At 65.0% G+C, this 13,351-nt stretch carries 12 protein-coding genes; 5 read left to right on the top strand and 7 right to left on the bottom strand.

Translation table 11 applies throughout. The annotated features are described in order from the left end of the window. The first annotated feature begins 16 nt into the window (after window positions 1-16). From pe to ACTXG5_RS14805, 5 genes are all read left to right on the top strand, one after another. Window positions 17-1,135: an acyltransferase PE gene (pe, locus tag ACTXG5_RS14825; protein WP_445159538.1), complete on the top strand. Its 1,119-nt coding sequence runs from the start codon at window positions 17-19 to the stop codon at window positions 1,133-1,135. Between the two features lie 11 nt (window positions 1,136-1,146). After that, window positions 1,147-2,880, top strand: a complete 1,734-nt coding sequence (locus ACTXG5_RS14820) for an AMP-binding protein (RefSeq protein ID WP_445159537.1) — start codon at window positions 1,147-1,149, stop codon at window positions 2,878-2,880. An 87-nt stretch (window positions 2,881-2,967) separates the two neighbouring features. Further along, window positions 2,968-4,026, top strand: coding sequence for an NAD(P)H-dependent amine dehydrogenase family protein (locus ACTXG5_RS14815; protein WP_445159536.1), 1,059 nt, complete (start codon window positions 2,968-2,970; stop codon window positions 4,024-4,026). 200 nt (window positions 4,027-4,226) lie between these two features. After that, window positions 4,227-4,655: an MmpS family transport accessory protein gene (locus tag ACTXG5_RS14810; protein ID WP_445164422.1), complete on the top strand. Its 429-nt coding sequence runs from the start codon at window positions 4,227-4,229 to the stop codon at window positions 4,653-4,655. 5 nt (window positions 4,656-4,660) lie between these two features. Next, window positions 4,661-7,606: an MMPL/RND family transporter gene (locus ACTXG5_RS14805; protein WP_445159535.1), complete on the top strand. Its 2,946-nt coding sequence runs from the start codon at window positions 4,661-4,663 to the stop codon at window positions 7,604-7,606. On the opposite strand, the gene ACTXG5_RS14800 is transcribed toward ACTXG5_RS14805, so the two are convergent. The 7 genes from ACTXG5_RS14800 to ACTXG5_RS14770 form a co-directional block, all read right to left on the bottom strand. Beyond that, window positions 7,589-8,425 (bottom strand): DegV family protein, encoded by an 837-nt coding sequence (locus ACTXG5_RS14800; RefSeq protein WP_445159534.1) that lies wholly within the window; start codon window positions 8,423-8,425, stop codon window positions 7,589-7,591. The genes ACTXG5_RS14805 and ACTXG5_RS14800 overlap by 18 nt on opposite strands. An 80-nt stretch (window positions 8,426-8,505) precedes the next feature. Continuing rightward, complete coding sequence (octT, locus tag ACTXG5_RS14795; protein WP_445159533.1) at window positions 8,506-9,243, bottom strand: diglucosylglycerate octanoyltransferase; 738 nt, start codon at window positions 9,241-9,243, stop codon at window positions 8,506-8,508. Then, complete coding sequence (gene gpgP, locus ACTXG5_RS14790; protein ID WP_445159532.1) at window positions 9,233-9,907, bottom strand: glucosyl-3-phosphoglycerate phosphatase; 675 nt, start codon at window positions 9,905-9,907, stop codon at window positions 9,233-9,235. The genes octT and gpgP overlap by 11 nt, the downstream gene beginning before the upstream one ends. After that, window positions 9,904-10,293: a ribosome silencing factor gene (rsfS, locus tag ACTXG5_RS14785; protein WP_445159531.1), complete on the bottom strand. Its 390-nt coding sequence runs from the start codon at window positions 10,291-10,293 to the stop codon at window positions 9,904-9,906. The genes gpgP and rsfS overlap by 4 nt, the downstream gene beginning before the upstream one ends. Then, window positions 10,290-10,970, bottom strand: coding sequence for a nicotinate-nucleotide adenylyltransferase (nadD, locus tag ACTXG5_RS14780; RefSeq protein WP_445159530.1), 681 nt, complete (start codon window positions 10,968-10,970; stop codon window positions 10,290-10,292). Before nadD ends, rsfS begins: the two co-directional genes overlap by 4 nt. Window positions 10,971-11,025: 55 nt before the next feature. Continuing rightward, window positions 11,026-12,474 (bottom strand): vWA domain-containing protein, encoded by a 1,449-nt coding sequence (locus ACTXG5_RS14775; protein ID WP_445159529.1) that lies wholly within the window; start codon window positions 12,472-12,474, stop codon window positions 11,026-11,028. Beyond that, on the bottom strand, window positions 12,474-13,349 hold the full coding sequence (locus ACTXG5_RS14770) for an AAA family ATPase (protein ID WP_445159528.1): 876 nt from the start codon (window positions 13,347-13,349) through the stop codon (window positions 12,474-12,476). Before ACTXG5_RS14770 ends, ACTXG5_RS14775 begins: the two co-directional genes overlap by 1 nt. Between the last annotated feature and the right edge of the window lie 2 nt (window positions 13,350-13,351).

The following is a 13,351-nucleotide window of genomic DNA, read 5'->3' as shown; positions in this document are numbered from 1 at the left end:
GCGGTCAGGATTAGGAATGAAGAAACTACTCGCAACAGTCACCGCGTTGGTAACTGTCGGCGCTACAGGCTGTTTCGGCATCGGGACGGCGTCGGCCGACGACACGCCCATCGGCGGGCCGCCGACCCCCGCGGCGCCGGGCGACCAGACCGCCTACGCCCTCGGTGGGGCTCACGTCCTGGGGATCCCCTACGACCAATACATCCGCATGGAGGGCGCCGACTGGTTCCCCGGCCAGCAGCGACAAATTGTTCGCTACCCGGCGGGGCAGGTTCAGGGCCACGTGCTCGAGCGGCTCTTTCCGGGAATCGGCCGGTTCGATGCACTCTTCCCTGGCCTGGGTCTGGACGGCCCCAGCGTCGGCGAGTCGGTCGACGAGGGCATAAACAACCTCGATGCGGCGATTCGCACCACCGGTCGCCCCGGTACGGCGATCGGCTTGTCCGAGGGCGGATTCGTGGTCGATGGCGAGCAGGCACGGCTGGCGAATGACCCGACTGCCCCCCCGCCGGACACACTCAACTTCGCCACATTCGGCGACCCAATTGGGCGTCACGCCTTCGGTCAGAGTTTCCTGACGGCTATGTTCCCGGTCGGCAGCGTCGTTCCCGCACTCGACTACACCATGCCGCCGCCGTACGAGAGCCAGTACGACACAAACAGGTTCGTGGCTGCCTACGACTCGATCGCAGACTTCCCCGACCGGCCGGACAATATGTTCGCCCTGGCCAACACGCTCTTAGGCCTCGCGACGGGTCATACCGCGGTGGCCTTCACGAACCCGAGCATGGTGCCGCCGCAGAACATCAGGACGACCATCAACTCCAGGGGCGCTAAAGACACGACGATCATGGTTCCGGAAAAGCACCTTCCGCTGGTGATGCCGTTGGCTTACATCGGGATTCAAGAGGACACGCTGAACAAGCTTGACGCGATATTGCTGCCGCGGGTGAACGCGGGCTATTCGCGGAACGACGATCCGTCGACCGCTCCAGTTCAGGTGGACCCGGTGCACGGCTTCGACCCAGCGGAGGTCACCGCGCCGGCCAACCAGGCAACATTCGGCGGCGGCGCTGACCCGCTCTCGCAGATCCTCAGCGGTGCCACGTCGGTGTTGTCCCACAGCACCGGCTGACCACGCCGCCCATGTCTCAGTCCATTCTCTCCATGCTGCACGGACGTGCCAGCATGCGGCCCCATGACGTGGCGTACACCTTTACCAACTACGAGGACGACTGGGCGGGTGTCCCGGAGAGTCTCACGTGGTCGCAAGTATCCCGCCGAACACTCAACGTGGCACGCGATCTCGGCCCGCACGGGTCGGTCGGAGACAGGGCAGTAATCCTGGCACCCCAGGGCCTTCATTACATTTCGGCGTTCCTGGGATCCATGCAGGCTGGGCTCATCGCCGTTCCGCTCCCGCTGCCACATCGTGGCTCGACTGACGAGCGGGTCAGTGCGGTCCTTGCCGACACGTCGCCTTCAGTTGTTCTCACAACGTCCGCGGTCGCAGACGAGATCGCCGAATATGTCGATCGAGCACGCATGAACGATGTTCCAAAGATCGTCGAAATCGATTCGATGAATCTGGACGTCGATGGCGAAACAAGTGTTCGGACAGCTGATTTGCCCAATCTCGCGTATTTGCAGTACAGCTCAGGTTCCACCCGCGCGCCGACCGGGGTGATGATCTCGCACCACAACCTCCAGGTGAATTTCGAGCAGCTGATGCGCAGCTTCTTCGCGGACTCCCACGTCAAAGCCCCACCGAATGCCACGATGGTGTCGTGGTTGCCGTTCTACCATGACATGGGTTTGGTACTGGGGGTATGCGCACCGATCCTGGGCGGCTATCGCGGCGAGCTGACGAGTCCGGTTTCGTTCTTGGAGAGGCCGGCCAGGTGGGTGCGCTCGCTGGCCGAAAATCCCCACGCATTTTCGGCGGCCCCCAACTTCGCCTTTGACTTGGCCGCCCGCAAGACAATCGACAGCGACCTGGCCGGGCTCGACCTCGGCGAGGTGCTGGGCATTATCAGCGGTGCCGAACGTGTCGAGCCGACCACGTTGCAACGCTTCGTTGATCGGTTTTCGCACTTCAATTTTCGGGACCAAATGATGCGTCCCTCATATGGCTTGGCGGAGGCCACCGTCTTCGTGGCGGCCGGCACTTGGGATGACGCAGCAACGGTTCGCTTCGATGTCGGGGAGCTGTCCGCGGGCCGCGCTCAACGGTGCGCGGACAGGAGCGGCACCGCGCTGGTCAAATACAAAGTGTCGCAATCACCCACGCTGCGGATCGTCGACGGCGAGACAAACCGCGAGTGCCCGCAGGGCGTGGTCGGCGAGATCTGGATACATGGCGCCAACGTGGCCGAGGGCTATTGGCACAAACCGCCGGAGGAGCAGCGCTGCTTTGGCGCAACACTTGTCGACCCGTCGCCAGGCACGCCTGACCGACCCTGGTTACGAAGCGGCGACCAGGGTTTCATCTCCGACGGCGAGCTGTTCATTGTCGGCCGCATCAAGGATCTGCTGATCATCCGTGGGCGTAATCACTATCCCGAGGACATTGAGGCGACGATCCAAGAGATCACGCGTGGCCGGGTCGCGGCGATATCGGTTCCGGTGGACAGTACCGAGCAGCTGGTCGCAATCATCGAACTCAAGAAGCGCGGCGATTCCGTCGAGGAGGCAATGCGCTTCCTCGACGGGGTCAAGAGCGACGTCACCTCCGCGATCTCCAATACGCACGGCGTGAGTGTCGGCGACCTCGTTCTGGTACTGCCCGGGTCCATTCCCACCACGACAAGCGGCAAGATCCGGCGCGCCGCCTGCGTCGAGCAGTATTGCCAGGACCAATTCACCCGGTTGGACGCCTAAGCCTGGACGCCTAAGTCGACGCTCGTGCGCAGCGTGCGAAACGGCCTTCGCATAATGGGTGCACCCCGCATCGGCAAAGGAGCCACGATGAGCACAGCCAGCACAGACCGTCCCTTACGCGTCATCCAATGGACGACGGGGAACATCGGGCGGCGGTCGCTGCACGCCATCATCGGCAGACCCGACATGGAGCTGGTCGGGGTGTACGCACACGGAACGGACAAGGTCGGTGTCGATGCCGCCGACCTGTCGGGCTGGCCGGAGCCGACCGGGGTGCAAGCCACCAACGACATCGACGCGCTGATCGCCCTGGGCGCCGACGCGTGTTGCTATAACCCGTTGTGGCCCAACGTCGACGAATTGGTGCGGCTGCTGGAATCGGGGGTCAACGTGTGTTCCAGCGCGGCCTGGATCACCGGCGGCAAGCAGACGCCGCAGGACCGGAAGCGTATCGAGGACGCCTGCCGACAAGGCAATTCGACAATCTTCGGCAGCGGCGCGCATCCCGGGATGACGAACATGGTCGGCATGGTGCTGTCGGCCTCTTGTGAGCGGGTCGATGAAATCCGGATCACCGAGTCCGTGGACTGCTCGACCTACGAGTCCGCGGAAACCCAGACGGCGATGGGCTTCTCACAAGACCCCGACACACCGGGCTTGGCGGAGCACGTGCGACGGGAAAGCGAGGTCTTCGCCGAGTCGGCGGCGATGATGGCCGACGCGATCGGCGCCAAGCTGGACAAGATGACCTTCGACGTCACGTTCACCGCGGCCACTGGCGACTCCGATCTGGGCTTCATGAAGATTCCTGCGGGCACGGTTGGCGGTGTGTACGGCTTCCACCGCGGCTGGGCAGGCGACCGCAACGTCGTCAGCGTCGGATTCAACTGGACGATGGGCAGTCACGTGGTGCCGCCCAAGCCGCTTGAGCATGGCCACGTCATTCAGGTCTTCGGGCTGCCCAACATGCGGACCGTGCTGCACTGCCTGCCGCCCAAGGACTGGACGGAGCCTGGGTTCATGGGCCTCGGCATGATCTATACCGCGATGCCGGTCACCAACGCGGTTCCCGGCGTGGTGGCCGCCAAGCCCGGGATCGTGACGCTTGCCGACTTGCCGCCGGTCACCGGCCGGGTGGCGTACTAGGCGTGTGGCTTTGGCCACATACGTAGCACCCCGGAGGAACGGTTCCGTCCTCTAAGGTTTACAGTACTTAGCCGAGCAAAGGTTCCGCCGACAATGAGGGTTGTCGACGACGGTGGTGAGCTTTCCGAGGCAGGACGGCAGGCCCCCGCAGCGGTGAGCGGAAGGCGGTCAAGGTGAAGGCTTCGCCGAATTCGGATGGCATAACCCAGGCGCTCAAACGGGCGTGGATTCCGCTGCTGTTGATTGTGGTACTGGCCGTCTCGATATTGGTCGTGTCGCGGCTGCACAAGATCTTCGGCTCGCAGGACCTCAACGCGAATGCCGGCAAGGGGATCGAAATCGTGCAGTTCAACCCGAAGGTCGTCCTTTACGAAATCACCGGGCCGCCGGGCGCCACCGCGAACATCAACTACTGGGACGCGGATGCCAACACCCATCAGGTCAACAATGCCCCGCTGCCGTGGTCGACCACGATCTCGACCACGCTGCCATCGGTGAGCGCCAACATCATGGCGCAAAGCGACGGCAACCGAATCGACTGCAAGATCACCGTGGACGGCGTGGTCCGCGATCAGCAAAACTCCGATGGGCACAACGCCCAGACCTTCTGCCTGGTGAAGTCAGCATGAGCGATGTGAACAGCAAGAACCACCTGGGTGTCGACGACGCCGCGGACACCGGACCGATTGGCACCCAGAGTTCCGGTAAGCCGGAGCGCGGCCACCGGCCGTACCTCCCCCACACCATCCGTATCTTCGCGGTGCCGATCATCCTGGTCTGGGTATTCGTGACGATCCTGGTGAACGTCATCGTCCCCACCCTGGAAGTGGTCGGCGAGGCGCATTCGGCGCCGATGACTCCGCTCGACGCGCCGTCGATGAAGGCGATGATGCGTCTGGGTCAAAACTTCCACGAGTTCGATTCCAACAGCACCATCATGATCGTGCTGGAGGGCCAACAACCTCTCGGCGCCGATGCGCATCAGTACTACGACAAGCTGATTCGGCAACTGCGCCAGGATCCCAAACACATCCAGCACATCCAGGACTTCTGGGGAGACCGGCTGACGGCGGCGGGCGCACAGAGTGCCGACGCCAAGGGCGCCTATGTACAGGTGAACCTCGCCGGTAACCAAGGCACCACGCTGGCCAACGAGTCCGTGGACGCCGTGCGTAAGGTCATCGACGAGAACAAGCCGCCACCCGGCGTGAAGGCCTACGTCACCGGGCCCGCGGCGCTGTCCGACGACATGCACCTGATCGGCAACGCCAGCCTGGCCACGATCACACTGTTCACCCTGGGTGCCATTGCGATCATGCTACTGCTGGTCTATCGGTCCATTGTCACCACGCTGGTCCAGCTGTTCATGACCTTTGTGGCGTTGGCCTGCTCACGTGGAGTCGTCGCGGTTCTGGCCTATCACAACGCATTCGGGCTCACCACGTTCGCCGCCAACATCCTCACCATGTTGGCGATCGCGGCCGGGACGGACTACGGGATCTTCCTCATCGGCCGCTATCAGGAGGCAATCCGAGAAGGCGAAGATCGCGAATCCGCGTACTACACGACATTCAAAAGCGTGGCTCCCGTTGTTCTGGGGTCGGGTCTGACGATTGCCGGTGCGACTTACTGTCTGAGTTTTTCCCGGTTGCCCTGGTTCAACACCATGGGCGCACCGGTGGCGATCGGCATGCTGGTCGTGGTGGCGGCCGGGCTAACCCTGGGCCCCGCGGTTGTCTTCGTGGGCAGTCGCTTTCACCTCTTCGAGTCCAAGCGAGCGGCCAAGCAGGGGCGGCTATGGCGCCGGGTGGGTACCGCGGTAGTGCGTTGGCCGGCGCCGATTCTGGCGGTCAGCGCCGCGGTCGTGTTGGTCGGCATGGTCGCCCTGCCGAGCTACACGACGAGCTACAACGACCGGCATTACCTGCCGTTGTCAGCCCCATCCAACCAAGGGCAGGAGGCCGCGAACCGACACTTCTCCGAGGCCCGGATGAATCCCGACATGTTGATGATCGAGTCCGACCATGACATGCGAAACACGGCCGACATGCTCGTGTTGGACCGCGTGGCTAAAAACGAGATGCGCACGCTCGGCATAGCGATGGTCCAGGACATCACCAGGCCACTGGGCATTCCCATCCAGCACAGCTCGATACCGTTCCAGAACAGCATTCAAAGCCAGACGACCATGCAGAACATGGGCTTCCTCAAGGAGCGCATCGCCGACATCCTCAGGATGTCCGACGACCTGCAGACCCAGATCGACACCACGCAGCGGCAGTACGAGGTTTCACGAGACCTCGCCAATGCCGCCGACGACAGCGCAAATACCACGGCGGTAACGTCGCAAATCACCGATAGCTTGCGCGACCACATCGCGGATTTCGACGACACCTTCCGACCGGTGCGCACGTACTTCTACTGGGAGAAGCACTGCTTCGACATCCCGTTGTGCTTCGGTTTGCGATCGCTGTTCGACACGTTGGACGGATTCGACCAGCTCGCCGAGCAGTTCCACTTCCTCACGGTCGACATCAAGCACACCGCCCAGGCCACCCACGACCTGAATGCGCTGTTTCCCACGCTGATCACCACGCTGAAGACCACCAGGGGCATCACGCTGACGCTCTACCAGACGTTCAAGGCGATGATCGACCAGATGGAGGCGATGAGCAATACCGCAATCGTGATGGGGCAAAGCTTCGATCAGTCGAAGAATGACGATTTCTTCTATCTGCCGCCGGAGGCGTTCCAGAACCCGGACTTCCAGACAGGTCTTCGGATGTTCTTGTCGCCGGACGGTAAGTCGGCGCGGTACTTCATCACTCACCAGGGCGATCCCATGACGCCGGAAGGCATTTCGCGGGTCGATGCCGAGCGCACCGCCGCGCAGGAGGGCCTGAAGCAATCATCCCTGTCCGATGCCAGGGTCTATCTCGGCGGTACGGCCGCAACCTTCAAGGACATGCATGACGGCGCCAAATTCGACCTGATGATCGCGGTGGTGTCGGCGCTGACGCTGATCTTCATGATCATGCTGCTGCTGACCAGGAGCGTGGTGGCCGCACTGGTCATCGTCGGCACCGCGGCCAGCTCGATTGCCGCGTCGTTCGGTCTGTCCGTGCTCATCTGGCAGGACTTGTTCGGCATCAAGATCCACTGGATCGTGATGGCGTTGTCCGTGATCATCCTGTTGGCCGTCGGTTCTGACTACAACCTGCTCCTGGTCTCCCGGTTCAAAGAAGAGATTCATCGAGGACTCAAGACGGGAATCATCCGGTCGATGGCCGGCACTGGTGGAGTGGTGACGGCCGCGGGACTGGTGTTCGCCTTCACGATGGCGTCGATGCTGGGCAGCGACTTGCGGGTGTTGGGCCAGTTCGGGTCTACCGTCTGTATTGGTCTGCTGCTCGACACGCTGATCGTGCGCACGCTGTTGATGCCGTCGATCGCCACGCTGCTCGGGCGTTGGTTCTGGTGGCCGCAGGTGGTCCACCCACGCGGTGACTACGGTCTACCGCCGGTCCGCAGGGCGCCCAGCGTGTCACCGGCGCCTAGCGCGTCACCCGCCAGGAGCTGAATCCAGGCAGACCGCGACGGCCCCCGGCCCGACATGCACTCCGAGCACCGGCCCCAACGAGGTGATGATCGCCGGCTGGCACGCCGGTAGCCGCTGGGCCAGCGCGGCCGCCACCTCGTTCGCGCCGTCCGGGTTGACGACGTGGTGCACCGCCACGGCTGCCGAGCCGTCGCCGACCACCTCGCAGACCCGGTCGAGCATCGCCGCCGTCGCTTTGCTGACGGTCCGCACCCGTTGGGCCAGAACGAGTTTGCCGTCCTCGATGCGTAGCAGCGGCTTGAGCGACAGCGCGGTGCCCAGCCACGCCTTGGCCCCACCGATCCGGCCACTGCGCCGCAGGTTGTCCAAACCGTGCACGACGATGAACGCGTGACTGCGGCTTACCGCCGAGTTCGCGGCGGCCACGACAGCGTCCAGGTCGCCACCCGCGGCCGCGGCCCGCGCGGCGGCCAGCGCGACGAAGCCGGTGCCCATCGCCGCCGATCTCGAGTCGATGACCCGGACCGCCGGCCCGATCTCGGCCGCGGTCCGTTCACCGACGCCGTAGGTGCCCGACAGGGCCGACGAAATATGCACGGCCACCACGCCGTCCCCGGCGGAGTCGGCCAGCCCCTGGCGGTAGGCGGCGCCGAGTTCGGCCGGGGTGGCCGCCGCGGTCGTGGCGTGGTGCTGGTAGACATCGTCGGGGATCTCGTCCACACCATCGCGCAGATCGCCACCGTCGAGCAGGATGTGCAGCGGGACAACGCGTATCGCCCACGTGTCGAGCAGGTCGGCCGGGAGGCGCGACGACGCATCGGTCACCACCACGATGGTCACGAGCGCCGCTCTCCCCCGCAAGCGGGAGGTGCCCCCACCTCATCGCTTCGCTCTGCATCGTCGTCGGCGCGGATCATCGCTTAACCGCGCGAATTCTCGTTGGATACCCCGGCTTCGGCCAGTGCCTTGAGCATCAGCTCCGCGACCGCCTGGTGGGCTTCGAAATTCCAGTGAATGCCGTCGGGATTGCCACGCCCACTCATAACCTGTTCGGCCACAGCAGCTTTAAGGTCCACCAAGGGGACGTCATGCTGCTGCGCCCACTCCGTAATCGCTGCCACGGTCCCGGCGCGGCCGTGATGCGCCTTGCCGTACGTCTCGGCGATATGCACCGACGGCAGCGACGCCACGATCGGGATACCCGGCCGGTTGAAATCGATTGCGCCACGGGTCTGCTCGAGATAATCGGCACTCAAATGTGGCGGCAGCGCAGCCCTGGCGATCGGCGAGAGCCTGGGCTGCAGCCAGCCGTAGCCGTCGCGGACCCAGCGCCGCAGCAGCGGCGGCCGGACATATCGGATCAGCTCACGCAGCGCGGTCGGCAACACCGACGGCAGTGAGTCCATCCCGCTGGTCGCAAAGATCACCGCACCCGCCCGCGGCAGCGCCGCCCAGGACCGCGGATCCTGCGTTGCCGCCCACCACACGTCGCGACAGGTCCAGCCGATGCGGCCGATCAGCTCTACATCCCAACCCAGTTGCGAGGCAACGATGTTGGGCCAGATGCGAGGGTCGTCGGCGGGCAGCCCGCCGGTGGGGCCGTAGTAGGCCAGCGAATCGGCGAAGACCAGCAGTGTGGGTCGTGCGTCAGAGGACATCGTTGGAGACCTGCGCCGAAGCGTTCCACACGTCGAGGCGCCAGCGGATGTTGTCGAAGTCGGCGCCGGAATCGTGGGAGTGGCCGGAGAGCTGCACCCAACTAGCATTGCCCATGCCGCCCAAGATCGGCCAGTCGGCGACCGGAAGTTTCAGCAGCGCAGCTGACAACGCGGCGATCAGACCTCCGTGGGCCACCAGCACAACCGGCCGATCGGGCTCGTCCGCGCCACCCCACTCCGGCTCGCCGGCCACCAGCTCGGCGACCAGCGGCACGCTGCGGGCGGCCACGTCGACCCGGCTTTCCCCGCCGTGTGGCGCCCAGGTGGCGTCGTCGCGCCAGGTCAGTCGGGCGCCCGGGGCCTGTACGTCGACCTCGGTGTGGGTCAGGCCCTGCCAGTCGCCCAGGTGCGTCTCCCGCAGCCGCTCGTCCACCCGCACCTGCAGCCCGGTCTGCTCCCCCAACGTGATCGCGGTGTCGTAGGCGCGATGCAGATCCGATGACACGATCAGCAGCGGCTGCAACTTGCCCAGCACCTCGGCGGCGGCGACCGCTTGGGCGCGGCCCAATTCGGTGAGCGCGGAGTCCAACTGCCCCTGCATCCGGCTACCGGCGTTGAAGTCAGTTTGCCCATGCCGCAACATCACCAGGCGACGGACACTCATTGCGCGCTCGCCGAATCCTCGGGACCGGCGGCCAAGTCCACCGGCACGACCGGACAGTCACCCCACAAGCGGTCCAGGGCGTAGAAGTTGCGATCGTCCTGGTGCTGAATGTGTACGACGATGTCGCGGTAATCCAGCAGCGTCCAGCGTCCTTCCCGAGCACCTTCACGGCGCGCGGGCTTGTAGCCGGACTTGAGCATTTTCTCCTCGACCTCGTCAACGATCGCGTTGACCTGTCGCTCATTGGACGCCGAGGCGATGACGAAGCAGTCGGTGATCACCAATTGTCCGGAGACGTCGATGACGACGATGTCGCTGGCGAGCTTCGCGGCCGCGGCATTCGCCGCAATTGTCGCCATGTCGACGGCTTCCTGGGTGGCGCTCATGTGTTGTTCCCCGCGGCCAGGCTGGACTGCGTCGGGCCGAGCGTTGCGTTCGCCTCTCCCGCAACGGGTTTGCGGTAGAGTCGGCGCTTGGAGACGTATTGCACGACGCCGTCGGGCATCAGGTACCACAGCGGCCGGCGCTGCGCGGCACGCAGACGGCAGTCGGTCGACGAGATCGCCAGCGCCGGGATCTCGACCAAGGTCAACGCATCCTCGGCCAGCTCACCGAGCACCTCGGTGATGTGTTCATGGCGCAGCTCGTAGCCGGGCCGGCTGACCCCGATGAACCGCGCCAACTCGAACAACACCTCCCAGCCCTGCCACGACAGGATGGACGACAGCGCGTCGGCGCCGGTGATGAAGAACAGCTCAGAATCCGGGTTGAGGGCGTGCAGATCCTGCAAGGTGTCCTTGGTATAGGTGGGGCCGGCCCGGTCGATGTCGACCCGGCTTACCGAGAAACGGGGATTGGAGGCGGTGGCGATCACGGTCATCAGATACCGGTCCTCGGCGGCGGAGACGGGCCGGGCCTTCTGCCACGGCTGTCCGCTGGGCACGAACACCACTTCGTCGAGTTCGAACAGGTCGGCCACCTCACTGGCGGCAACCAGGTGCCCGTAATGGATGGGGTCGAATGTCCCACCCATTACTCCGAGTCTGCGACGGGGCTTTTGCACGATGTGCCAGCTTACCGGGCCGCTTGGGTTGCCCGTGGCCGAGCCGGATCCGGCGTCACACCGGCAGAAGCTGGTCGATCACCGTGGCGAGCTGCTTGGCCGATCGGCATTCGTGCATGGTGATCACGTCTTCGTAGCGGGGCACCGCCGAATCGCCGCTGCCCCACAGATGTCTGGGCTCGGGATTGAGCCAGTGCGCGTGCCGGGCGGCGGTGACCATATCGGACAGGACATCGATGGCCGGGTCGCGGTAGTTGGTGCGCCCGTCCCCGAGCACCAGCAGCGAGCTGCGCGGTGACAGCACATGCGGATTGGCCTGGACGAACGAGACGAACGCATTGCCGTAGTCGGAGTGACCGTCGCGGCTGTACACACCGGCTTCGCGGGTGATTCGCTGGATCGCCACGGCCAGATCGGCTTCCGGCCCGAACATGTGGGTCACCTCATCAGTGGTGTCGATGAAGGCGAACACCCGCACGCGGGAGAACTGTTGGCGCAGGGCGTGCACCAGCAGCAGGGTGAAGTGGCTGAACCCGGCCACCGAGCCGGAGACGTCACACAGCACGACCAATTCCGGGCGCGCCGGACGGGGTTTGGCCAGCACCACGTCAATCGGCACGCCGCCGGTGGACATGGACTTGCGCAGCGTCTTACGCAGATCGATCGTGCCGGCGCGACTGCGACGCCGGCGGGCCGCCAGCCGGGTGGCCAAGCTGCGCGCCAGTGGCGCCACGGCTCGCTGCATCTGGCGTAGCTGGTCACCGGAAGCCCGCAGAAACTCGACGTTCTCGGAAAGCTGTGGGATGCCGTACATCTGGACGTGATCGCGGCCGAGCTGCTCGGCGGTGCGCCGCTTGGTCTCTGAGTCGACCAGCTTACGCAGCTGGGTAATTCGTTGTGCGGCAAGCGCTTTAGCGATCTGCTCTTGGGTGGGTGTCGGCTCGTCGCCGTAGGGGGCGAGCAGCCCCGCGAGCAGCTTGCCTTCCAGCTCGTCCAGCGCCATCGCCTTGAGCGCCTGATACGACGAGAACGACGGGCCGCGGCTGGAACTGTATTTGCCGTAGGCCTCCACGATCCGCGCGATCATCGCGACCAGTCGTTCGTCCATGCCGGCCAGGTCTTCGTTCTGGGTGAGCAGATCCAGCAGCATCTGCCGCATCGCCTCGACGTCGTCGGCAGGCAGGGCATCGCTGTCCGGCCCCGCTTCCCCGGCCTCGTCGACGACGACCGCGCGCGCACCCATCGCCGCGGGGAACCACAAGTCGAACATCGCGTCGTAGGTCTCGCGGTGCTCGGGCCGGCGCAGCACCGCACACGCGATGCCTTCGCGTAGCACCTCACGATCAATCAGGCCGAGCGTGGCCATCACCCGGCCGGCGTCCACCGTCTCGGACGGGCCCACCGAAATCCCGCTGCCGCGAAGCGCTTCCACAAAACCCACCAAGTGGCCCGGCAACCCGTGCGGGGCGAGTGGCCGGGAGGGGCGGACGCGGCGGGGAGCCATTAATTCAGCCTCAGTTCCCCGGCGGCGCGTTGCTGATCGGATTGGTGTTTGAGCACCACGCCAAGCGTCTGGGCGACAACCGCGTCGTCAATGGTGTCCAGGCCCAGCGCCAGCAGCGTCCGGGCCCAGTCGATGGTCTCGGCGATGGACGGCAGCTTCTTCAGCTGCATGCCGCGCAGCACGCCGATGATGCGGACCAGTTCCTCGGCCAGATGGGCGGGCAGCTCGGGAACCCGGGACAGCAGGATGCGCCGCTCCAGGTCGGGGCTCGGGAAATCGATGTACAGGAACAGGCAGCGACGCTTGAGCGCCTCGGAGAGTTCGCGGGTGGCGTTGGACGTCAGCACCACGAGCGGCGTCCGCTCGGCGGTGATCGTGCCCAGTTCGGGGACGGTCACCGCGAAGTCGGACAGCACCTCGAGCAGCAGGCCCTCGATTTCGATGTCGGCCTTGTCGGTCTCGTCGATCAACAGCACCGTCGGCTCGGTGCGCCGGATCGCGGTCAGGAGCGGCCGCGACAGCAGGAACTCCTCGCTGAACACGTCATCTTTGGTCTGGTCCCAGTCGCCCGACCCGGACTGGATGCGCAGGATCTGCTTGGCGTGGTTCCACTCGTAGAGCGCACGAGCCTCGTCGACGCCCTCGTAGCACTGCAGCCGGACCAAGCCCGAGCCGGTGGCCTGGGCGATGGCGCGGGCCAGTTCGGTCTTGCCCACGCCGGCGGGGCCCTCCACCAGCAGTGGCTTACCCAGCCGATCGGCCAGGAATACCGCCGTCGCGGTGGCCGTGTCGGGCAGGTAACCGGTCTCGGCCAACCGACGTGAGACGTCGTTGATGTCGGCGAAGAGCGGAGTGGACCGGGCGGGCACGCTCACAA

The organism is Mycobacterium sp. Dal123C01, assembly GCF_052566995.1.
This window is presented reverse-complemented; position numbering and strand designations above follow the sequence as displayed.